The following is a 20461-nucleotide window of genomic DNA, read 5'->3' on the forward strand; positions in this document are numbered from 1 at the left end:
TCACCTGCCATGAAACCCCTGCCGCCAACAGGCTGTCAAGATTCATGATGATGATTACTATTTACTTTTATGACCCACTCAGCCATTGGGCTAACCGCAGACCAACTCCTCACGACGACCCGGTCCGTGCGGCGCCGGCTGGACCTGGACCGCCCCGTCGAGCCCGAGGTGCTGACCGAGTGCCTCGAACTGGCCTTGCAGGCTCCGTCCGGCTCTAACCGGCAGACGTGGCACTGGGTCTTCGTCACCGATCCAGCCGCGAAGGACGCCCGGCCGCCCTGCTCGGCATTCCCTACGAGCGGTGCGCGCAGGCGGCCATGATCCCCATCGCGTACACCAAGGGCCTGGACTTCAGGCCCGGCCCGCGTAAGCCGACGGCGGATATCGTGCACTGGGATCACTGGTAAGCCGCGACGCAGGTCAGGACCGCGGGCTGGCCCCGAGGTCCGGCACGGCGCCTGGCCGGGCTTCGGGGCCGCGTGACCGCAGCAGGCGCCTGATGGCCCGGCCGTCACCGCCGGCGCCGATGGCGCCCCGGCTGCTGGCGATGCCCACGGCGCCGATGAGCGCGACGCCCTGGAAGAGCGGGCTGGCCCAGAATGTGCCCGCGCCGAACTGCAGCGTAAGACCCTGGATGCCGAAGGCCAGGGCGAAGAAGGCGATCAGCGTCCCCCACACGTTGGGCCGCTGCGAGAGCTGCGAGGCGCCGAAGAACACGGCGGCGAGCGCCGGGAACAGGTAACCCTGGCCGATGTCGGCGGTGTAGGCGCCCACCTGCGCGGTATAGATGACTCCGGCCAGCGAGGCGATGGCGGCGGAGGTGACGAGCGATCCCCAGACGATCCGGTTGGCTGAGATGCCTGCCAGCCGCGCCGCCTCCCGGTTGCCGCCGACGGCGAACATCCGCCGCCCGAGCGGCGTCTGCTCGAGCACGAACCACAAGGCGGCGGCGATGACGATCATGTACAGGTCCAGGTAGGGGATCCCGAACACCGTGCCGTTTCCGATCGTGACGAACAGGCTCGAGAACTGGCCGGCCACCTGGTGGTTCTGCGAGATGTAAAGCTGGAACGCGCTGAGCACCTCGCTCATCCCGAGCGTGGCGATAAGCGAGTTCACCCGCAGCTTCACCACCACGAAGCCGGAGACCGCACCGATGAGCGCGCAGCCGGCGACGACCATCACGGCGATGACCCCGATCGGCAGGCTGGTGTGCAGGGTCAGCCAGTTGATCACCACGATGGTCAGCGACATCATCTCGCCGATCGACAGGTCGTAGGTGTCGGTGGTCAACGGCACGAGGAACGCCAGGGCAAGCACCGCCGTCACCGCACCCTGCGAGAACACCACCTGGAACGTGCTGACGGTCAGGAACAGGTGGAACTGCAGTGCGCCGAACAGGACGAGGAAGACGACCCAAAGGTACACGGCGCTGAATCGGCCGATGCTCGGCAGCCGGGGGGGACCGGGCCGCCAGCTCGCGCGGGTCGGCCGAACCGGGGGCGCGGTGACGGCGTTCATGATTCTCCTTCGGTTCCTTCGGAACGAGATGTCGCGGCAGCGAAGGCTGGCCCCTGCGTCGTGTTGAGCTGGCTCGCGTCGATTGATTTGGCGGTCAGCCCGGGGCCGCGTTCCAGGGTGCGGGCGAGCCTGCCGCCGGCCAGGATCAGGACCCTGTCCGACAGCCGCGCGAGCTCGTCGCTATCGGTCGAGACCAGCAAGATGGCGATACCCTCGGCGGCGCACCGCTCGATGACCTCGTGGATCTGCGCACGGGCACCGATGTCGATGCCCTGAGTCGGGTCGTCGAGCACCAGCACCTTCGGGCGGGTTCGCAGCGCCCGCGCCACGAGAACCTTCTGCTGGTTGCCGCCGGACAGGGTTGGCATCGGCGCGTCCGGCCCCTGGGTGACGATCCCCAGACGGTCGATCCACGTCTCGACCTCGTCGCGTTCGGCGCTGCGGACTATCCGGCCCCACCGGCGGTGGCGCTCGGGCTGCGAGATCGTCATGTTCGCGCGGACGCCGAGGTTGGGGAACACTCCCAGCCGGGCCCGCTCGCCCGGAACCGCCGCCACGCCGGCGGCCACGACGCCTCGTGGCCGACCGGGCGCCAGCACCGAGCTCGCGGCCTCGATTTCGCCGCGGTGCGGCAGGCCCCCGGTCAGCAGGGGCGCGAGCGACTCGCGGCCCGATCCGGTGATGCCCGCCACCCCTACGATCTCGCCGGCGCGGACGGCGAAGTCAAGCCCGCGGATCCGGCCTCCCGCCAGCCGGCGGACCCGCAGGACCGCACCCCGGTCCCCGTCACCCTGGGCCGCCGGCTGCCGTGTGCCGGCGTCCGAGGCCAGGGCGGAGTGGCCGACAATCAGCTCGGTCAGCCGGCGCTGGTCGACGTCGCCGCTCGGCACCGACGCCGCGACACGGCCGTCGCGCAGGACGGTGATCCGGTCCGCTATGCCCAGGACCTCGCCGAGGTGGTGTGAGACAAGCAGCACACCGTGGCCTTCGGCACGCAGCCGACCGATCGACTCAAGAAGCCGGTCGACGTCCCCTGCGGGCATGGCGGCCGTCGGTTCGTCGAGCACGATCAGCAACCGCCCGTGCCCGGTGTCCGACAGGGCCCGCGCGATCGCGACCGCGGTGCGCTCGCTCATGCTGAGCGATCCGACAGGCGACCGGACATCGACGTCCACGCCCACCCGGCGCAGGTAGCCGCCGGCCCGGTCGGCCGCCTCACGCCACCGGATCCTGCCGGCAAGACCGACCGGGTACGGGCGGCCGAGCATCATGTTGTCGAGAATGCTCAGCTGCAGGACCAGGGCAAGATCTTGATGGACGAAGCGAAGTCCCGCCGCGCGCGCCGCGTGGGTGCTGCCGAGCTGGAACGGCCGGCCGTCCAGTTCGGCCTCGGCGCCCGGGGCGGGCTGATGGTAGCCGGAGAGCAGCTTGATCAGCGTTGACTTGCCTGAGCCGTTCTGCCCCACGAGGGCGTGGACCTCGCCGTAATCCACGGAGAGGTCCACGTCCCGTAGCGCCGTCTGCTCGCCGAAGGACTTCGTCACGTGACGGAGCTGTAGCGTCATGGCACTGGATCCAGGCAGCCGGTCAGGCGCCCACGTGCCACAGCTTCTCGAACTGCGCCTGGTAGTTCGTCGGCCCCGGCCAGTTCCCGCCGTTGGCGGTCAGCTGTGCGGTGGCCTTGGCGGCCGTGTCGACGATGAATTCCACTCCCTGGTCGGTGGCGCTCAGCGACGAGGGAGTCAGCACGTCCTCGGACAGCCGGGCCATCCAGTCGACCACGACCCACATCACGTAGGGCTCGGGCAGAATCGACCACATCGCTTCCTGGCCCTTCACGACCTCTTGCAGCTGGGACGCCTGCCCCTCGGTCCCGACGATCTTGACCTTGCCGGCCAGTCCCGCCGATCGGATGGCCGCGGCCACGCCCGCGTCGAGGTCCTGGAAGGACAGGTACAAGTAGTTGACGCTCGGGTGCGACCGCAGGTAGGCCACGATCGCCGCCGGAACCTGCCCCGCGCCGAGCTGTGTCCCGCTCACCGGCAGCGTGGCGAACGCGCAGCCAGGGCACAGCTTCGCGAACTCGGCCTGGGCGCCCTGTCCCTGGCCGACCAGCGACGGGTACAGCGGGATATCCACGTAAACCGCGTTGGCGTGCCCGCCGGAGTTCGCGATCAGCCAGTCCGCCATCATCGCCCCGGTCTTCAGGTCGCCCGCGCCGTTCTGCGCCACGCCGTACAGGCCGTTCTGCGTGCCGCTTGGCGTGTCATCGGTATAGGCGCCGAACAGCGCGACGCCCTTGGCCTTGGCCTCCTGGACCTGCGGGGTGATGGTGCTCAGCGTGATGCTCGTGGTCGCGATGTACTTGTAGCCGGCGTCGATGGCCTGCTGCACCGCCTGGCCCGGTGTCGCGAAGTTGTAGGTGATGACGGTCGGGTCCCAGCCCAGCGCCTTGGCCGCGGCAGTGAACCCCGGGTTGAGCAGCGAGCACGCGGCCGCCGAGCAGGTGAGGAACGCGACCTTGACGCCCTTCGCCGGGGCATGCGGCAGCGGGCTGGTCGCCGGGATGGTGGACGGCTCGGTCAGCAGTGTCGCGATCTGCGACGTGGCCTTGGCCACGCCGGTGCTCGCGGCGCTGCTCGCGGGTGCCGCTGATGCCGAGCCGGCCGGGGAAGTCGAGGCCGAGCCAGCCGGGGAGGTCGAGGCGGAGGTGTTCACTGAGGTCGATGACGAGGAGCTGCATGCCGACGCGACCGCCACGCATGCCGTTGCGAGAATGCCGAAACAGGTTTTCCGTAGCTTCATTGCGATGTCCCCCCTGCGGGGTCGGAGGACCAGGCCGCGGGACTCTCGGCGGCGGCCTGGCTCGATTGTTAGAGGGAGTATCACGCCGCTCGGATTCGGTCGTCAAGAGGTTCCTTATCATGATTACGATGAAAACTATCGTTATGAGGAACAAGAGTGGGGAGGATCTCCGGGCAGGAGATCCTCCCCGAGGGAGGACAGAACAGTGGACGGTGCTTAGGCGGACGGGCTAAGGACCGCGTTAGTCCCACTCGATAAGCTCGTCGAAACGGCCGGGCCAGTGCCGCCTGTACTCCTCGACGAGCCCGGCGAAGTGATCGCGCATCAGGCGAGCGGCCTTGCTCGGCTGCTTCGCCATGATGGCCATGGCGATGTCCCGGTGCTCGGCGTGAATCTGCTCCCGGACCGCACCGGTATCCATGCGCGTCACGATGTGCTCATGCCAGATGTTGCCGACGATGCGGCCGAGCAGTTCGATGACCCGGTTGCCGGCAAGCGCCTCCACCGACCCGTGGAACTCGTTGGTGACCGTCCAGTAGGCGGGACCCTGGAGCGGCTGTTCCTCGAGCAGGAAAGGTTTCATAGCGGCGGAGACCAGGCTCCGGTCGCCGTTACGCGCCGCGCGCTCCGCGCTGATCGGCGCCATGACAAGCACCGCCTCGAACAGCTCCTGGTACGTTGCCCCGCCGAGGTGCAGGTACAGGGTGGTCATCTTGGCCAGGTTGCGCGGGTCGACCGCGGTGACGATCGGCCCGCCGCCTGGACCCGGCTTGAGCCGGATCAGTTCCTGGACCTCCAGCAGGCGCAACGCCTCCCGCAGCGATGCGCGACTGACCCGGTAGTGCGCAAGCATGGCCGCCTCGGACGGCAAGGTGTCACCGGGGCCCAGATTCCGCGAGACGATGTCGCGCACGATCGCCGCGGCGACGGTCTCGGCCGTCTTGGCCGGGCGCCGCGGCTGGTCGGTCAGGTCCGCGTTGGACTGAGCCAGGCTGACCCACAGGTTGCGCCCGGGCGCTGGAAGCTGCTCGGCGTCTTCTCCCGGCGACGCTTCCGCACCGGGCGACGCGTTCTCCTGGCTAGTCATAGCTCCATGCTAATCATCCTGAGGGATACTCGACGACAACCCGGCGAAGGCATCTTTTCATGATGATGATCATAATGTATGGTCAGCTTGCGCGGGCGACGCGACAGTCACCAGGGGCCCGGCGGTAGCAGGACCCGGCGCTAGCGCCCCAGTGGCACAAGACACCGGCGGTAACCGGACCAGAGGGGGACGGATGCGAATCTCGGTCAACTCGGAGTTGTGCAACGGCCATGGCCGGTGCTACACCGTCAGCCCGGACGTCTACGCCCCCGATGACGACGGGTACTGCGCTGACCGGGACCGCAGCCGGGAGATACACCCGCGGCGCGAGGCTCAGGCCATGGCCGGCGCTCGAGCGTGCCCGGAGGGCGCGATAACCATCATCACGGCTGAAGGAGACGCGATGGCCCCTGTCACCTCGGACTCCGCAGGGGCTGCCAGCCTGCCGGCGCGGCCGGTGAGCCAGGAAGAGCTGCGCCAGCTGGTCGACCGGCAGCAGATCAGCGACGTCCTGTACCGGTACGCCTCCAGTGTCGACTACAAGGACTTCGCCACCCTGCGCTCGCTGTTCACCGACGACGCGCACGGTGTCTACATGACGGTCGCGGACCTCACCGGGGCGGACGAGATCGTGAAGTGGATCGACGGGATGACCGCCGACAAGTCCTGGCAGCACCACAAGCTGTCCGTCTACCACATCGACTTCACGGGCCCGGACGAGGCGAGCACGCTCACCTACCACACGTCGCACCAGACCGACGCCGGCGACGAGGGCGCGGTCACGCTGATCGTCGCGAGGTACCGGGACAAGCTGCGGCGGGTGGGCGGCACCTGGAAGATAACCGAGAAGATCATGGAACCGGGCTGGATGGAGCAGCGCAGGCTGCCGCAGCCGGACGCGAGCTGACCCGTTACCGATGAGGCTGGCCGCGGGCGGCGGCCAGTGTCCTTCCTTGGGCAATGGGGCGGTAAGAGTAAGCCGCACCCGTTCGGGATGGAAGATATCGCTCTTCTTATCCCGAACGAGTGCGTGCTGCGCGTCCGCAGTCAGGGGGCGCCTTGTCGGCGGCGTCCGCGTTCGGCCGGGTACGGTACTACCGGGACATGGGGCGCTACCGGGGAATGTCCCGCCACGGCACGTCGCGGTCCACCCGGATGTCGCCGGGCAGCCCGAGCACGCGCTCGGCGATGATGTTCCGCTGGATCTCATCGGAGCCGCCCGCGATCCGGTAGCCGGGCGCGCCGAGTATGTGATCGTTCCAGGCAAAGGTGCCCCACTCGCCGGTGTCGGCGGTCAGCCGGGCGCCGAGCAGGCCGGCCGCCACCTGGCCGATCTCCGTCATTCCCGTCACCCACAGCAGCTTGCCGACCGACCCCTCAGGACCGGGCGGCTGGCCGGCCGCCGCGGCGGCCGCGGCCCGGGCCGCGTTCATCCGCCGCACCCGCTGATGGATGTAGACCGACGCGAGCTGCTGGCGGACAACCGGGTCGCCGGTGCGGCCGAGCCACTGCGCCAGGCCGAGCAGCCGCTCCCAGGAACCCCCGACGCCACGGCCGCCGCCGCTGCCGCCGCGCTCAAACCCCAGCGTGGTCAGGGCGACCTTCCAGCCCGAGCCGACATCCCCGAGGCGCAGCTCATCGGGAACCCGCACATCGGTCAGGAACACCTCGCAGAACGACGACCCGCCCGACATCTGCCTGATCGGGCTGATCCGCACGCCGGGCGCGTCGAGCGGGATGAGGAACGCGGTCATCCCGGCATGTTTGGGCACCGACGGATCGGTCCTGGCGATCAGCTCGCCCCAGCCGGCGAACTGCGCGCCGGAACTCCAGATCTTCTGGCCGTTGATGATCCACTCCCCTCCCGTCCCCCCTTCGCCCTTCACTCGTTCTGCCCGGGTCGCCAGGCCCGCCAGGTCCGAGCCGGCGCCCGGTTCTGAGAACAGCTGGCAGCACAGCTCCTCGGCCCGCAGGAACCGGCGCACGAACCGCGCACGCTGACCGGGGGTGCCGAACAGAGCGACGGTCGGCGCGACCAGGGAGGTGGTCACCGCGAACGTCTCGTGTCCCTCCGGCGTGGCGAAGCCGGCTTCCGCCTCGCTGAAGGCCCGTTCGTGCGCGTCGCTGAGCCCGGCTCCGCCGTATTCGGAGGGCCAGGTGATGGCTCCGTAGCCGGCGTCGCACTTGTCCCGCTGCCAGGCCATGGCACGGTCGAGCAGCGCCCGCTCCTGCTCGAAAGACAGCCGGTGGAACACCGACACGTCGTCGCTGCCCTCGCCCCACACGCGCTGCTCCGGGTCGGCCGCGGCGGCCGGCAACCGCGCCGCGAGCCAGCTCCTGGCCGCGGCGGCGAACTCCGCGACGCTCGGCGTGGTGGCCGACGGCACTGTGTCATCCGGCATTGGGTCACTCTTTATCTTGGTCATGGCCGTGTTCCCTCTGTCACGCCAAGCTCGGCGGCTGCGGCGGCGAGCCGGTCCCACCGGCCGGGCCCCGGCGGGCACAGCTCGTGCGCCCAGAAGACCACCTGGCTGAAGCCGGCATTCGCGTAGCGCGTGATGTCAGCGGCCTGCGACGCGCGGACGTAGGTGGTGAGGGGCACCGCGCGTCCCGCTGCGGCCTGCGCCGCGTCAAGCCGTGCCATCAGGTCGACGGCCTCGGTCGGCGACGGGGTACCCGAGGCGAACCAGCCGTCCGCCCGCAGTGCCGCCCGGCGCAGGGCGGGCGCGGTGTTCCCGCCGAGGACGAGCGGGATCCTGGCCGGCTGCGCCGTCAGTTCAACCGGCCCGAAGTCGTACACACTGCCACGGTGCTCGAAGGGTCCGCCCGCCCACGCCTTGCGCAGGATGTCCAGGCCTTCGGAGAACCGGGCGGCCCGGTCGGCGAACGGCACCCCGAGCGCCTCGAACTCCTCGCGCAGCCAGCCGAGGCCGACGCCGAACAGCAGTCGGCCCTCGGCGAGCTCCTGCAGCGTCAGCGTGGCCCTGGCGACCGCCAGGGGATGCCGCAGCGGCAGCACGTAGATGCCGGTGGCCAGCTGGAGCCGGCTGGTGCGGCCTGCCGCGGCGGCCAGGGCGACAAGCGGATCGGTGAGCCGGGTCTCTGGCCCCACGATCCGTGCCGCCAGCTCCTGCTCGGGCTCCCTGGTCGGGTGCACCGCGTGGTAGTCAACGGGCCGCAGCAGGTGCTCGCCGAGCCAGAGGGTGTCAAAGCCGGCCGTCTCCGCCGCCGCGGCCAGGTCGGCCAGCTCGGTGGCGGAGACGTCATAGACGGACAGTCCGAATCGCATCAGTGCCGTACCAGCCTCAGTCCCAGGCTAGCGGCAGGCTCATCAGCGAGATCTGGCCGTGGTGCGCCAGCGGCGGCTCGTCGCCGGCCAGCCGGTAGTCCGGGATGAGCCGGTGCCATTCGCGGATTGCCGTCTGCATCTCGTTGCGCGCCAGGTGCGAGCCGAGGCAGCGGTGCTCGCTGACGCCGAACGCCATGTGCCGGTTGGGGAACCGGTCGAGGATCACCTTGTCGGCGTCGGGGAACTCGCGCGGGTCCCTGGTCGCCGACGGGTAGGTGAGCATGACCATGTCGCCCTTGCGCATCGGGCAGCCGTGGAAGTCGATGTCCCTGGTCACCTTCCGCGCCATTGGAACGATCGGGTAGGCGCGCAGGAACTCCTCGACCGCGCTGGGGATCAGTTCCGGCTCGGCGATCAGCCGCCGCCGGTCGTCCGGGTGCGCGGCCAGGTGGTAGAAGCACCAGCCGAGCTGGCTCTTGAGGGTGTCCAGGCTGCCGAGGGTCAGCGTGACCATGAGGTCGATGATGTCCGCGTCGGGCAGCGGCGCGCCGTCCACCTCGCCGCGGCACAAGTGGCTGACGATGTCGACGTTCGGATCCAGCGGCCGGGCGTGGCGGTCCGCGACCTTGTCCGTCCAGTAGGCGGCGACCTCGCCCCACGCCGCCATCATCTGGGCGACGTCTTCTTCCAGGCCGGTGATGGCGCCCGACATCCGGCGCACGCAGGAGACGAAGAAGTCCGCGTCGCTAGTGTCAAGGCCGATCGACAGCAGGAAGACCTTCACCGGGTACTGGTCGCCGAACGTGGAACAGAAGTCCGTGTGACCGGCCGCGACCAGCGGCTCAATCGTCTCCCGAGCGTGCCGGGTGATCTCGGGGGCTATCTTCTGCACCGCGGCGGGGGCGAACCACCCGTTCAGCAGCCGCCGGTACTTGACGTGCTGCGGCGGGTCCAGGAAGGAAGGCAGGAACCGGTAGGCGGGCTCGGGGTCGGTCGCCACGATGGAGTGGTTGGAGAAGATGTCCGGCTGGTGGGAGGCTTCCTTGATGTCGTCGTACCGGGTCAGCACCCAGTAGCCGGATCCGTAGGTGTTCCAGAAGAACCGGTGCTGCTCGCGCAGCGCGTCGAGTTCCTTCCAGTGTTCGCCCGCGGGGGCGATCTTGGCGGTGAGGTCGACTTCAAGCCGTGGGTAGTCGTCCATGCGGGGCGTCTCCTTCACTCACTGCCCAGAAGTTCCGCGCCGTACAGCGCGGCCGCGTTGTCATGCAAGATCTTGCGCAGCACGCCCGGTGCCAAGTCGCCGAGCTCGGCGGCGATGTACTCGCGCGGTTCCACGGCGGCGGTGGCCGGGCCCGGCGCCATGCTGGTCGGGTGCGGGAAGTCGCTTTCGTACAAGATGCAGTCCGGGCCGAGCTGGTCGATCGCGGACCTGACCGACCCCCGCTCGAACCAGAAGCAGCCGTACATCTGGCGCTTGAAGTACTCGCTTGGCAGCAGGTCGTACTCCGGGTGCTCATGCTGGACGCCGCAGTTCAGCCACTGCCAGTCCAGGTGCTCCAGGGCGAACGGTATCCAGCCGACGCCGCTTTCCACCGACACGAACTTGGTGCAGGGGAACCGGTGGCAGACACCGCCGGTGATCAGGTTGGCGATGACCTTGGCGTTCGCGAGTCCGAACTGGACGCCGAAGCCGGCGTAGTTGGCGTGCGGTCCCGCGCTCGGCGAGGCGTGGTCGAAGATCGACATGTCGCCGGAGCCGATGTGGAAGTTGACCGGTAGTTCCATCTCCTGGCACAGCGCCCAGAGCCGGTCCCAGTACGATTCCGCGATCGGCGGGAGCCCCCAGAAGGTCGGCTCGCCGGTCATGATGACGCCCCTGTGGCCGGCCGATGCCGCCCGGACGATCTCCTTCTCGCACAGCTCCATGTCCCACATCGGCAGCGCCATGATCGGGATGAAGCGCCTGGGATCGGCCGACGCGTACTCGACAAGGAAGTCGTTGTAGGCCCGCACGCAGGCGAGCATCAAGTCACTGTCGCCAAGCGTCAGCAGCTTCCCGGCGCCGAAGCCGGCCACGTTGGGGTAGAGCACCTGGGCCCACACCCCGTAGGCGTCCATTCGGGCCAGCCGCGCCTTCGGTTCCCAGGTCGCCGCGTCCACGTCGGCCAGGCGCGGCGGGTGGTCGGGCGGGTACTCCCGCCAGCCTGCCTGCGCCGCGGAGGCCGCGGGGCCGATTCGCTCGGTACCGAAATACCATGCGTCCTCCTGGTAGTTATCGTCCCACTTGACGTGCGGCGCCTGGTCCCGCCAGCGGGCAGGCAGCCGGGATGTCCACAGGTCATAGGGTTCGACAACGTGCGTGTCGGTGTCGATGACCCGGTACTGATCGACCTCGGCGGGTGTTAGCACGACGGCTGCCTCCTGACTCGTCTTTCTGAACTGCTCACTGGTTCTAGGCCGGCTGGTCCAGCGGCCACAGGATGTGCTTGGTCTCGAAGAACTCGGTGAATCCCAGTACCCCGCCTTCACGGCCGAGCCCGCTTTGCTTGTAGCCGCCCCACGGGTGGTCGCCGAGCATCGGGCCGCCGCCGTTGACGGTTACGGTCCCGGCCCGGATACGGCCGGCCACCGCGACGGCCGCGGCGGTCGGCCCCCAGACGTTCGCGGCCAGGCCGTAGATGGTGTCGTTGGCCAGCGTGACGGCCTCGTCCACGTCGTCGTACGGGAGCACCACGCTGACCGGGCCGAACAGCTCGTCCCGTGCGATCTCGGCGCTGTTGTCGACGCCGACGACGACGGTCGGCTCGTAGAAGTAGCCCCGGTGGAAGGCCTGCGGCGGCTTGCCGCCAGTCAGCACCTTCGCGCCGGCGCTGACCGCCCGGTCGACGTAGCCGGCCACCCGGGAGCGCTGCGCCGCGGAGATGAGCGGTCCCACGACGGTGTTCGCATCGCGCGGGTCGCCACAGCCAAGCGCCTCAGCGGCTGCCACCGCCGCCTCGAGGTAGCTCTCGTAATCGGGCCGGTGCACCAGGGTGCGGGTGAGCGAGCTGCATCCTTGCCCGGCGTTGCCGGTCCAGCCGAGCACGCAGCGCATGGCAAGCGACCGCACGTCGCTGCCGGGCAGCAGCACGTCGGCGGACTTGCCGCCGAGTTCGAGTACCACGCGCTTGAGCGTCGGCGCGGTCAGCGCGACGATGCGCCTGCCCACCTCCGCCGAGCCGGTGAACGTGACAAAGTCGATACCGGGGTGAGCGCAGAGGTGCTCGGCGACCACCGGCGGCCCGTAGACGAAGTTGAACGCCCCCGGCGGGAAGCCTGCCTCCTCGATCAGGGCGGCGAGCGCCGTGGTGGTCAGGACGGACTTGGGCGAGCACATCAGCACGATGCTGCATCCGGCGGCCAGCGCGCCGCCGATCTTCCACGCGGCGAGGTTCAGCGGGAAGTTGAAGGCGGTGAGCCCGAGCACCACCCCGATGGGTTCCCTGGTCAGCAGCGTGGCGGTGCCGTCCCCTGCCGCGGTCGTCGGGAGCGTCTGGTCGGGTGCGGCGGCCAGGCCGGCGGCGGCGTCGGCGAACCAGCGGAAGTTGCGGACGGGGAAGGGCACCTGCATGAAGGAAGCCACGGCGCGCGGCGTGCCGATTTCCTCGACCATGAGGTCGATGAGCTTGTCGGTGTCCCGCTCGATCAGGTCGGCCAGCCGGTGCAGCAGCCGGCTGCGCTCCCGGGCCGGCACCGTGCTCCACGGACCGCCGGCGAAAGCACGGGCGGCGGCGGCGACGGCCTCGTCCGCCTGGGCCGTGGTCAGACCCGGGACCACGGCGAGCACTTCCTCGGTGGCCGGGTTGATCACCTCGAACGGCTCTCCCTCGCCGGTGACCCAGCGGCCGTCGATGTACGCGCGGGCGGGGCGCACGCCGGCACCGGATGTGCCGTGCGGTGCCTCGGTCTGACCGCTCAATGGTGCCTCCTGATTACGATGATCGCGGCGTGGGCGACGGCGGCGCTCACCATGGCGCGCTCCCTCCGTCGACGTTAAGCAGGGCGCCGGTAATGCCCGCGCCGGCGTCGCTCGCCAACAGCACTGCCATGGCCGCTACCTCATCGGCGGTGTTGAGCCGCTTGATCATCGACTCCTGGGCGTACCGGGCGAGGAACTCCTCGTAGCTGATGCCCGCCGCGACCGCCGCGACGGCACCCGCGTCCCGCATGGTGTCGGTCTCGATGGCGCCGGGGCAGATCGCATTCGAGGTAATACCGTCGGGTCCGTATTCGCAGGCGACGGCTTTGACGAACCCGTTGATCGCATGCTTGTTGGTTATGTAGTGGCTGATCGCCGACTTGTTGGCTTGCTTTCCTTCGATCGAGGAGATGGTGATGATCCGGCCCCAGCCATCGCGCAGCATGTGCGGCAGCGCGCGGCGGGTCGCCCAAAAGGTCGAGTTGAGATTCCACGCCAGGGCGTTCTGCCATGCGCGGTCCGTCAACTCGTGCACCCGGGCAAAGCCGTCCGAGCCGCCGGCGTTGTTGACCAGGATGTCCAGCGAGCCGAAGTGAGCAGCCGCGGCATCGATGAAACCCTCCACCTCCTCTTGCTGCCGCACATCGCAGGCGACGAAGTGGCCCCGGTCGCCCGCTCCCATCTCGTCGAGTGCGGCCTTTCCCTTTTCCTCGGAACGGCCGCAGATCGCGACGCTCGCTCCCTCAGCGAGAAGCGCCTCGGCGATGGCGCGCCCGATCCCGCGGCTGCCACCGGTCACGGCGGCGACCCTAGCCTCGCATTTGCCTGCCACTATGCCCTCCCTTGGACCGCGTCAGCACAGTCATTGCAGCGCGTGCCCTAGACCGCTGTCAAGATATTCCTTACTATGATTCTCATCTTCTTTCCCCCCCGGGCTCGCGAAGGAGCGGTCATGGCGAAGCTGAGCGGCAAGGTGGCGCTCATCACCGGGGCGGCACGCGGACAGGGCCGCTCGCACGCGGTACGGCTGGCCGAAGACGGGGCGGATATCGTCGCCATCGACCTTGTCGCCCCCATCCCGACCGCCTACTACCCGCCGGCTGTGCCCGCCGACCTTCAGCTCACGGCCAAGCTGGCCGAGGGTGCCGCCGAGGGCGTCCGCGTGCTGACCGCACAGGCCGACGTCCGCGACCAAGCCGCGCTTGACGCCGTGGTGGCGCGGACGCTGGCCGCCTTCGGCCACATCGACATCGTGGTGGCCAACGCCGGCACCATTGCGCACGGCCCGGCCTGGGAACTGTCTGACGACCAGTGGCAGAACGTAGTGGACGTCAACCTGACGGGCGCCTGGCGCACGGTCAGAGCGTGCGCTCCCTCGATGATCGCGCGAAACCAGGGCGGCGCCGTCGTCCTCATCAGCTCGGTGACCGGGTTGCACGGGTTCGGCAACATCGCCAGCTACGCGGCGTCCAAGCACGGCGTCAATGGCCTCATGCGCACCCTGGCCAACGACCTGGGGCCGCACAACATCCGGGTCAATAGCGTCTGCCCAGGCCTGGTCGGCACCGACATGATGATGAACGACGAGACATACGGGATGTTCCGTCCCGGCGTCGCAAACCCGACGCTGCAGGACGCGCGCGCGGCGTTCCGGATGAAACAGTTGCTCCCCCTCGACTGGCTCGAGCCCCGCGACGTGAGCAACGCAATCGCCTTTCTCGTCTCCGACGAGGCCCGCGCCATCACCGGCGTGGCGCTTCCGGTTGACGGCGGCCAGCTGTCACGCGGCTAGACACGGTACGAGCGAGTCGCGGTATCCGCGAGTAAGGAGCAGGGCTGCTAATGGATGCGATCTTCGGTGCGGAGCACGAAGAGCTCAGGTCGGCGATCAGGCGCTTCCTGGAGCGGAAGTCGCCAGAATCAGAGGTGCGCCGCCTCATGGAAACCACCGCAGGGTACGATCCGGCGGTCTGGTCGCAGATGGCGGACCAGCTCGGGCTGCAGGGCCTGATCATTCCCGAGCAGTTCGGCGGGTCCGGCTACGGCTACGTGGAGCTGATCGTGGTGCTTGAGGAGATGGGACGTGCGCTCCTCTGCGCCCCGTACTTCTCTAGCGTCGTCATGGCCGCCAACCTGCTGATGGCTTCCGGGGACGACGACGCGAAGAAGGACTACCTGCCCGGCATCGCCAGCGGCTCGGTCATCGCCACGGTGGCGCTGGCCGAGGCCGACGGCTGCTGGGACGAGGCTAGCGTGGCGCTGCGAGCTGACGGCCGCTGCGGCTGCTGGACGCTCACTGGGGAGAAACTCTTCGTCTTCGACGGTACCGCCGCCGATGTCGTGCTGGCAGCTGCACGTACCCCCGGCGGCGTGTCCGTCTTCGCCGTGGAAAAGGGAGCGGCCGGCTTGTCCGCCAGTCCGCTGCCCACCCTTGACCAGACCCGCAAGCAGGCCCGGCTGACCTTCGACTCCACCCCCGCGCGCCTGGTCGGCGCGGAAGGCGAGGCATGGCCGGCGATCTCCGCCATGCTTGACCTCGCCGTCGTCGCCCTTGCCGCGGAGCAGGCGGGCGGTGCGCAGAAGGTGCTGGAGATGGCGGTGGAATACGCCAAAGCACGGGTGCAGTTCGGCCGCGCCATCGGCAGCTTCCAGGCAATCAAGCACAAGTGCGCCGACATGGTCCTTGAGGTGGAGTCGGCCAAGTCTGCCGCCCATTACGCCGGCCGGGCCGCCGCCGCGGGCGACGAAGAACTGCCGGTCCTGGCATCGCTCGCCAAGTCCCGCTGCTCCGAGGCCTATTCGCGCGTCGCCGCGGAGAATATCCAGGTCCACGGCGGCATCGGTTTCACCTGGGAGCATCCCGCCCACCTGTACTTCAAGCGGGCTAAAAGCTCTGAGCTGATGTTCGGCGACCCCGGCTACCACCGCGAGCTGCTCCTCCAGCGCCTTGGCTTGTCATAACCTCGACGACTCGGTGACCTACGACCCCTTCGACATCCTCAACTCGCTGAACCTGGTGATCTTCACGCTCATCGGCGGCATCGGCTACATCCTGGGCCCGCTGTTCGGGGCGCTCATCTTCCCGTCGGGCATCTTCACCTACATCTTCTTCGGCCACGACGCGGTGCAACGCTGGCTGATCACGATCGGCGGCTTTGGCCTGATCCTGTCCCTGATCTTCAACCCGCACGGGCAGACGCAGCCGCTGGGTGCGCTCTGGCGCAAGATCTGGAAATGGGGCGGGCCGGCCAGGGACCGGGTGGGCGCCCCCCTTCCGGTCCGGCCGAAGGCCGGGCTGGAAGTGCGCGGCCTGACCGTCGGGTACGGCGTGGTCACCGCGGTGGAGGATCTCGACCTCACCATCGCACCTGGGTGCATCGTTGGCCTCATCGGCCCTAACGGCGCGGGCAAGACCACGGCCATCGACGCCGTCTCCGGGTTCGTGAAGCCGCGCAGCGGCACCATTAGCCTCGGCGGCAAGGATCTTTCCGCCGGCTCCCCGCACCGACGAGCCGTGGCGGGCGTGGGGCGCACGTTCCAGACGGTGGAGCCGTTCGGCGACCTCACGGTGGCCGAGAATCTCGCCGTCACGCTCGAGCCAGTCCGGTGGTGGCACTGGGCCACTGACCTCTTCTACCCGCGCCGGGTGGCATTGCCTGCTGCGGACGGTCGCCAAGCAGGGCGTCGCCGTGCTGCTGGTGGAGCAGTTCGCCCACCTGGCCCTGGAACTGGCCAATCGCGCGTACGTGCTGCAGCGCGGAACGGTCGCCCTGGAAGGGCCGGCCGCGGACCTGCTGGCGGACATCGAGTCCATCGGGAAGTCCTACCTAGGGGCCGACTAAACCGGCGCCTGAACGGGCTGCCGCCGCATGGAAAAGGACCCCGGACGAGCCGGGGCCCTTTTCCATGCGGGTTCTATGCGGGCCTTCAGTCCTCGCGGAAGATGTACCGGTCGGCCACTCGGTGGTGGTTGTAGATGGTCATCTCCTGGGCCTCGCTGAGGCGGTGGCCGTCATAGCCCGGCGAGTGCATGCCGACCGTGACATTCTTGGCGTTCCGCATGTCCTGCATGAAGACGTCGCCCAGGTCGGCATCGTTGAAGTCGTCGAAGTGCTGGCGCTTGACGTCGGTTCGCTTGTCGTAGTCGGCCGTCGCGACCTGCTCCAGGGCGAAGATCTCGAAGGTGCAGCTGTCCGGGTCGCCGAGGACGGGACGGGCCCGGTATCCGAAGGCCGATCCCTGGTTCGGCAGCAGGATCAGGTTGGGGAAGACGTTCCAGGCCGTGCCTGCCTGAGCCCATTGCTCCTGCGTGATGTCGCGCCAGTCAATGCCCTCCTTGATGGACAGGTCGCGGTACAGCTCACGGAACTTCCCGTAGACGTTGCCGTCCTCGGGGATCTCGGCCGTCTTCAGTTCCTCGGCCGCCCGGTGGCTGAGCGGGTTCTCCAGCCCCTTCATGTCCTCGTAGATGTACTGCACGCTCATCGCGAAGCTGACCCGCGGGTCGGTGACGTTGTCGGTGCCGCGCGCCTCCGGCGTCTTTTCCGTGTCCGGGACGACTTCCTTCTTCTTGCCGACGGCGGAATAGGTCGCGTGCCGTTCGTAGGTGGTGGTCGGCGACCAGATCCGGTTGTCGATCTCCCGCAGCGTGGCCAGGTTCAGGTTGTGCTTGTCCGACCGCATCAGCTGCGGGTGCGTACCGATCGCGTGGTACGACTCGAGGAAGCCGTCGAGGGCGGTCTTCCAGTTGCACGGCACCTGGAAGCTCTTCCACCAAGTCACGCGCATCTTCTCGAACTGGAACGGCGCGAAGTACTCCGGGATCGGGCTCAGGTAGTCGAGCAGCGGTTCGGCGGTGGGGTCCATGTTGATGAAGACGAAACCGCCCCAGGTGTCGCAGCGCACCGAGACCAGGCTCCAGTTGTCGGCCGCGATCGGGTCGAACTCCTCCTGGTCGAGTATGAGCTTGATCGAGCCGTCCAGGTTCCAGCGCCAGCCGTGGAACGGGCAGATGAACGTGCCGACCCGGCCGCAGCCCTCCACCAGCCGGGTGCCGCGGTGCCGGCACGAGTTGTAATACGCCTTGATCGAGTCGGCCGAATCGCGGATAACCACGATGGAATAGGCGCCGAGCTCGTACTCGACGTAGCTGCCGACCCGGGAGATCTCCTCCTCCCGGCAGACCATCAGCCAGGTGCGGGTGAAGAGCTTGTCCAGTTCGAGTGCCTGGAACTCTGGGTCCAGGTACCGGGCCTTGGGTACGAAGCCGCGGCCCAGCCGGTACTTCTCCGGAATCCGCTCCGAAGGCATGTCACCGGGGAACGAGGGCGTAACACCCTTCAGCTTGTGAGGTTCGGCCACCGCGGACACTGCGATCACTCCTTCAGTGTTGTTTCCAACACTGTGCATCCGCCCGACCTGCGTGTCTAAGGGCCGTCCCGGCCACCGAGACAGGCAGCTTCGCGCCACTGCCAGCGGCGTTACGCTGCCGTGCATCCACCCGCCGACACCCTGGGGGTTACCGTGGCCGCAACTGACCGACCGAGCTGGGACGAGATTTTCGACGTCGTTGTCGTCGGCAGCGGCGGCGGTGCGCTCACCGCCGCGCTGCTGGCCAGGGACGGTGGCGCCAGTGTCCTTGTCATCGAGAAGGACGAGTTCATCGGCGGTACCACCGCGGTGTCCGGCGGCGACATGTGGGTACCGCTCAACCGGCACATCGCCGATAAGGACAGCCGCGACGAGGCGATCGCCTACGTCACCAGGCTCTCGGACGGCCAAACGACCGACCCGTCGCTGATCGAGGTCTACGTCGATACGGCGCACCAGGCGATCGGCTACCTTGAGGCACACACCGGCTACCGCAGCGAGCAGCACTACCCGCTGCACGACTACTACTCGGTGATCGGGGACCGGATCCCTGGCGTCAAGCCGTTCGCCCGCAGCGTGTCGCCGATGCCATGGCCAGCCGGCGCTGAGCTGGGAGAGCGGGCCAGGCTGATCAACTACGGCCCGTGGGTTCCGCCCGCCGAGTTCAGCTTCAACGAGCAGTACCAAGGACTGCACACCCCGGAAGCAGTCGAGCAGCGACGGCGCGAGGGAATCCGGGCCAAGGGCGGCGGCCTGATCGGCCCGCTGTTCAAGGCGCTGCTCGACCGGGGCGTGGAGGTCCGCACCAGCACGCCCGCCACCCGGCTGGTCACCGACGACAAGGACGCGGTCACCGGCGTGGTGGCAGGCCCGGCTGGCAATGAGAAGCGGATCGGCGCACAGCGCGGCGTCGTGCTGGCCTGCGGCGGATTCGAGTGGAACAAGGAGATGGTCAAGACCTACATCGGCTACGACGTTCAGCCGATGTCGCCGTGGATGAACACCGGTGACGGCCATCTGATGGCCATGGAAGCCGGCGCGAAGATGGGCAACATGACGTCGTTCTTCAGCTACGGCGTCATCTACGAGCCGTTCGCGAAGGGCCGCGACGGCAATCCCCTGCCGCAGATGATGATGGGCCTCGGCGCGGGATCCATCATCGTCAACTCCCGCGGCCAGCGGTTCATGCACGGCGGGTACACCTACAACGACTTCTCCCACCCGTTCGGGTTCTTCGACCAGCGCAACCCCGGCTACACGAACAAGGCGCCCGCCTGGGTGATCTTCGGTGCCGGACACCTGGAGAAGGGGATCATGGGGGTCAAGCCGGGTATCGAACTCAGCCTGCAGGGCCCGGAGGGCGAGACAGCACCTGACTGGATGGCACTGGCGGACTCGGTTAGCGAGCTAGCTGAGAAGATCGGCATCGACCCGGACGCGCTTGAGCAGACCGTCGAGCGGTACAACTACTACGCGGAGAAGGGCGAGGATCCCGACTGGGGCGATCCCGCGCAGACCCGCGTGCTGACCGGTCCCGATACCGTGAACCTGGCGCCGATCGCCGGCCCGCCCTACGGTGCGATCCAGCAGTGGCCGGGAACCATCGGCACCCACGGCGGCTGCCGCATCGACGCCGACGGGCGTGTGCTCGGCAACCGCGTCCCGGTGATCGAGGGACTGTATGCGGCCGGAAACACTTCCGCCTCCGTGCTCGGCTGCACCTATCCGGGCGGAGGCGGCTGCATTGGGCCCAGCGTGACCATGGGCTACCGGGCCGGCCGGCACCTCGCCGCCACGCCGGCCCGGGACATCGGATAGCGGTCCGGCGAAGAGCCCGGCCCTCCTTCAGGGCCGGGCTGCGTTCGATGCCGCCTGCAGCCCGGCGAACATCCCGGCACCCTCGGGCCCGAGTTCCATGACCTCGATGAAATGCCCCAGGGTGGCGGTGGCGTCGAGGTACCCGAAACGCACGTCACCACTACGGCCGAACTGTTTCCAGGTCATGCCGCTCGCCGCGACGACCTCGGACGCCGCGTCGAAGTCGTCGATGCGGAAGCCCAGGTGATGAACTGTCGCCGGGACGCCGGGGCGGATGGCACCGCGATACAGGTCGACGGCGCCGCCCAACGGCCGGATGATCTCCAGGTTCGTTGCTCCGGCGTTGACCAGAGCCACGTCTATCAGCCATTCCTCGGCTGTCACTCCGTCAACCACCACGAAGGACCCGGGGGCGGCGTCGGGGTTGCCACGGCCGAGAGACGACTTGAAGTGCTTGACGCACTCGATGGTCCCGAATTTGGACTCGAGGTACGACGCCGCGGCGTCGATGTCGTCGGTCACGTAACCGATCTGCAGGAAATTCCGCATGAGATCAGCCAGCGATCGCATCGACATCTCCTAGGCAGGCGCAAGAAATCGACATACTGCGAAG

General features: G+C 68.5%; 18 protein-coding genes and 1 pseudogene. 7 read left to right on the top strand and 12 right to left on the bottom strand.

From position 1 onward, the window contains the following. Positions 1–69 precede the first annotated feature (69 nt). A pseudogene (locus EAS64_RS45550) lies at positions 70–207 on the top strand (nitroreductase family protein); the annotation flags it as partial. A 20-nt stretch (positions 208–227) separates the two neighbouring features. Next, entirely contained in the window at positions 228–407 is a 180-nt protein-coding gene (locus EAS64_RS45555; RefSeq protein ID WP_246115591.1) for a nitroreductase family protein, read from the top strand. 13 nt (positions 408–420) lie between these two features. Here the strand turns inward: EAS64_RS45555 and EAS64_RS04650 are convergent, their stop codons facing one another. From EAS64_RS04650 to EAS64_RS04665, 4 genes are all read right to left on the bottom strand, one after another. Then, positions 421–1521, bottom strand: a complete 1101-nt coding sequence (locus EAS64_RS04650) for an ABC transporter permease (protein ID WP_145851427.1) — start codon at positions 1519–1521, stop codon at positions 421–423. Further along, positions 1518–3086, bottom strand: a complete 1569-nt coding sequence (locus tag EAS64_RS04655; RefSeq protein ID WP_145851428.1) for a sugar ABC transporter ATP-binding protein — start codon at positions 3084–3086, stop codon at positions 1518–1520. Before EAS64_RS04655 ends, EAS64_RS04650 begins: the two co-directional genes overlap by 4 nt. Before the next feature lie 22 nt (positions 3087–3108). Then, positions 3109–4239, bottom strand: coding sequence for a sugar ABC transporter substrate-binding protein (locus tag EAS64_RS04660; RefSeq protein WP_187365690.1), 1131 nt, complete (start codon positions 4237–4239; stop codon positions 3109–3111). 328 nt (positions 4240–4567) lie between these two features. Then, positions 4568–5413: a FadR/GntR family transcriptional regulator gene (locus tag EAS64_RS04665; protein WP_145851430.1), complete on the bottom strand. Its 846-nt coding sequence runs from the start codon at positions 5411–5413 to the stop codon at positions 4568–4570. A 193-nt stretch (positions 5414–5606) separates the two neighbouring features. On the opposite strand from EAS64_RS04665, the gene EAS64_RS43330 reads away from it, so the two are divergent. Beyond that, complete coding sequence (locus EAS64_RS43330) at positions 5607–6320, top strand: nuclear transport factor 2 family protein (RefSeq protein WP_187365691.1); 714 nt, start codon at positions 5607–5609, stop codon at positions 6318–6320. A 205-nt stretch (positions 6321–6525) separates the two neighbouring features. Here EAS64_RS43330 and EAS64_RS04675 read toward each other — a convergent pair whose 3' ends face one another. From EAS64_RS04675 to EAS64_RS04700, 6 genes are read right to left on the bottom strand one after another with little or no spacing between them, the layout of a single operon-like run. Then, positions 6526–7815 (bottom strand): acyl-CoA dehydrogenase family protein, encoded by a 1290-nt coding sequence (locus tag EAS64_RS04675; protein ID WP_145851431.1) that lies wholly within the window; start codon positions 7813–7815, stop codon positions 6526–6528. Between the two features lie 20 nt (positions 7816–7835). After that, positions 7836–8702, bottom strand: a complete 867-nt coding sequence (locus tag EAS64_RS04680) for a TIGR03619 family F420-dependent LLM class oxidoreductase (RefSeq protein WP_145851432.1) — start codon at positions 8700–8702, stop codon at positions 7836–7838. 16 nt (positions 8703–8718) lie between these two features. Then, positions 8719–9903: a cytochrome P450 gene (locus EAS64_RS04685; protein ID WP_145851433.1), complete on the bottom strand. Its 1185-nt coding sequence runs from the start codon at positions 9901–9903 to the stop codon at positions 8719–8721. Between the two features lie 14 nt (positions 9904–9917). Then, the gene (locus tag EAS64_RS04690) at positions 9918–11111 is read right to left on the bottom strand and encodes an amidohydrolase family protein (RefSeq protein WP_145851434.1); all 1194 of its coding nucleotides are present in this window, start codon (positions 11109–11111) and stop codon (positions 9918–9920) included. Positions 11112–11154: 43 nt separating this feature from the next. Next, the gene (locus EAS64_RS04695) at positions 11155–12660 is read right to left on the bottom strand and encodes an aldehyde dehydrogenase family protein (protein ID WP_222848991.1); all 1506 of its coding nucleotides are present in this window, start codon (positions 12658–12660) and stop codon (positions 11155–11157) included. Positions 12661–12706: 46 nt separating this feature from the next. Beyond that, positions 12707–13459, bottom strand: coding sequence for an SDR family NAD(P)-dependent oxidoreductase (locus tag EAS64_RS04700; protein ID WP_222848992.1), 753 nt, complete (start codon positions 13457–13459; stop codon positions 12707–12709). 153 nt (positions 13460–13612) lie between these two features. Here EAS64_RS04700 and EAS64_RS04705 point away from each other — a divergent pair, with 153 nt between their 5' ends. Genes EAS64_RS04705 through EAS64_RS04715 form a run of 3 tightly spaced genes read left to right on the top strand, consistent with a single transcriptional unit; the run spans position 13613 to position 16636 of the window. Next, positions 13613–14452: a mycofactocin-coupled SDR family oxidoreductase gene (locus EAS64_RS04705; RefSeq protein WP_145851436.1), complete on the top strand. Its 840-nt coding sequence runs from the start codon at positions 13613–13615 to the stop codon at positions 14450–14452. A 50-nt stretch (positions 14453–14502) separates the two neighbouring features. Then, entirely contained in the window at positions 14503–15621 is a 1119-nt protein-coding gene (locus EAS64_RS04710; RefSeq protein ID WP_145851437.1) for an acyl-CoA dehydrogenase family protein, read from the top strand. Positions 15622–15634: 13 nt separating this feature from the next. Then, positions 15635–16636: an ATP-binding cassette domain-containing protein gene (locus EAS64_RS04715; RefSeq protein ID WP_222848993.1), complete on the top strand. Its 1002-nt coding sequence runs from the start codon at positions 15635–15637 to the stop codon at positions 16634–16636. Here EAS64_RS04715 and EAS64_RS04720 read toward each other — a convergent pair. Continuing rightward, on the bottom strand, positions 16588–18039 hold the full coding sequence (locus tag EAS64_RS04720; RefSeq protein ID WP_222848994.1) for an aromatic ring-hydroxylating oxygenase subunit alpha: 1452 nt from the start codon (positions 18037–18039) through the stop codon (positions 16588–16590). The genes EAS64_RS04715 and EAS64_RS04720 overlap by 49 nt on opposite strands. Before the next feature lie 144 nt (positions 18040–18183). Here EAS64_RS04720 and EAS64_RS04725 point away from each other — a divergent pair, with 144 nt between their 5' ends. Further along, a complete protein-coding gene (locus EAS64_RS04725) occupies positions 18184–19848 on the top strand; it encodes an FAD-dependent oxidoreductase (RefSeq protein ID WP_187365692.1) in 1665 nt (554 codons plus the stop codon). Positions 19849–19875: 27 nt separating this feature from the next. Here EAS64_RS04725 and EAS64_RS04730 read toward each other — a convergent pair whose 3' ends face one another. Further along, a complete protein-coding gene (locus tag EAS64_RS04730; protein ID WP_222848995.1) occupies positions 19876–20418 on the bottom strand; it encodes a VOC family protein in 543 nt (180 codons plus the stop codon). Positions 20419–20461: the final 43 nt, after the last annotated feature.

The organism is Trebonia kvetii, assembly GCF_007827045.1.
Classification (GTDB): domain Bacteria; phylum Actinomycetota; class Actinomycetes; order Streptosporangiales; family Streptosporangiaceae; genus Trebonia; species Trebonia kvetii.